Annotated in this window: 1 protein-coding gene and 1 pseudogene; both read right to left on the reverse strand. The window is 64.9% G+C overall.

What is annotated here, in order from left to right:
* Nucleotides 1-28: 28 nt before the first annotated feature.
* A complete protein-coding gene (locus KGA66_RS32365) occupies nt 29-658 on the reverse strand; it encodes an ApeA N-terminal domain 1-containing protein (RefSeq protein WP_369015988.1) in 630 nt (209 codons plus the stop codon).
* Between the two features lie 181 nt (nt 659-839).
* Nucleotides 840-1,962, reverse strand: a pseudogene (locus KGA66_RS28770) (hypothetical protein); the annotation flags it as partial.

A 1,962-nucleotide genomic window follows, 5' to 3' on the forward strand; every position in this document is an offset into this window, starting at 1 on the left:
GAACTCACACCTGCAGAACTGGAAAATCCTAACCACCCGCTTCCGGCCACCCCTGGAGAAGTTCCCCGCCACACTCCGCGCCATCGTCGGCCTGTACTACCTGAAGTGGGCTTTTGAATAACCCTCCCTCTCTGGCAACCCAATAGCTCAAGTGGGCAGGGGCAAATACCATGGCGATCGCTTCTGCCATCTCCGATTCTTCAAACCAAACCCCTTTGAAGACTCTTGACACGTGAATCAGCTCGGTAGCAAGACCACCGCCTAGAGACTGTGAGGAGTCCGTCCGAAAACAATCTTCGAGCGTGTAACTGTAAGAGCCAGACAGCCCGCAGATTCGTGGATAGGTGCCTGACTGCTCAAGTGCTTCTCGTGTGAGAGCCACAGTGGTGGTTCCACCGCTTGCCGTAGTTCGAGTAGCTCCGCTAAACAAATCATGAAGTGTTCCGATGAGTGCAAGCTCGGACCGTCCTGAGTCTTCAATCCGTAACGTGCCTGATACCTTGTTCTCCGGCTGACCCACAAGCCACCATTCGCCCTTTGCCTCAACTGCCATCGATCGTCCTTCCAAGTGTGGTCGTCTGATATGACTATCTTGGCCGAATTCAGATACGCGCGCACGAGCCGTCGCGCTACTTACGTCCATCTGGGTGAAGCGCATCGCGTCGACAGCCAGCGAGGGCTCAGACAATAGGGTTTATGTTAAAATCCTCCTTAAGGGAGTAGAGGTCGATACCGGCCCGGAAGGCGGACATTTGCAGAGGTCCGCAGTCGTTGGTGTGCAGCACACGCCAGACTTCGAAGTTCGCCAGCAAGACGTTCCGCATAAGCCTCCTTGTTTGTCAGCTGGGTGTGATGGGGCGGCTGGTGACCTGGTGTTGCGGCGTGGGTTGTGTCCGGTGGATCTGGGCGTGCCGGGGGTTGGTCGTCGGGTGGGTGGCCGTCATGAGTGTTTCCGCCCGCAGCGCTTGGTAGCCGCGGCTGAGCGGCGCCAGTTCGGTGGCGGCGTTCTTGGACCCGTGGGCCGCCTTCTGGTAGCCGGCGAGCAGCTCGGCGCGCTGCGCGGGTTGGAGGGGGTAGAAGCGGCGGGCTTCGTTCTCGGGGCGGTGGGTGCGGTCGGTGGTGTGCAGGTCGACTCGGTGGTCGGCGATCAGGCGGTGGTGGTTGGCGGCGATTGTCGCGGCCACGCGCGGCAGAGCGCTGATCGCCGTGCACACGGCGTCGAGGATGTGAGGATCAAGCAGGTCGGTGAGGGTGCGCGGTTGGCCGGGACCGTGCTGCGGGTTCCAAGCATGGTCGGCGTAGAGCAGGCGGCCCAGGCGCAGTGGGATGCCGGTGGCCTGGACGGTGAGCGGGTTGCGGGGGCCGCTGTCCGGGATGCTGGTGGTGTGCTCCCAGGGGCGGCGCAGCTGCGCCCAGGTGGCGCCGGCTGCCCGCAATTGGTCTGCGGCTCGGGTCGGGTTCCAGTGCGCGGTCGGGGGCAGGTGTGGCGTGAGGCGGGTGAGCAGGTCTGCGGCCAGGACGTGTGCGAGGGCGAGGTTCGCGGCGGTTTCGCCGAGGTTGTCGGCGGTGTGCGTGGGTGGGTGTTCGCCGGTGTTGAGCGGGTGGGCGGCCTGATAGGCGGCGGTGGCCAACCGGTCCAGTGCCTCGCGCAGTTGGTCGGCTGCCTGGGCGGGCTCTTCCTGCGGTGGCGGGTGAGTGACGGGGGCGGCCATCACCGGGGCGGTCGTGATCTGCGGGGGATCGCCGGCCGGTGTGGGGTGTTGAGCGGCTGCGGCCGCCATTTCGTGTGCGGCCTGGGTCAGGTCGCGGTCGCGGGGCCGGTAGGCGTCGGCCAGGTGTGGGCGTTGGCGCGTCAGGTCGTCGAAGGCTGCGGCCGTGCCGATGACCTGGGCGAGGTGAGCGGCGACCTCGGCGATCCGGTGCAGCACGCGCTCGCGCGTCGGGGTGCTCAACCTGTCTCTT

It is taken from the genome of Actinocrinis puniceicyclus (assembly GCF_018283645.1).
GTDB lineage: Bacteria > Actinomycetota > Actinomycetes > Streptomycetales > Catenulisporaceae > Actinocrinis > Actinocrinis puniceicyclus.

What these genes read in the sequence shown, in the direction of transcription:
- KGA66_RS32365 (WP_369015988.1), bottom strand. Translation starts at nt 658, where the DNA reads ATGCGCTTCACCCAGATGGACGTAAGTAGCGCGACGGCTCGTGCGCGC.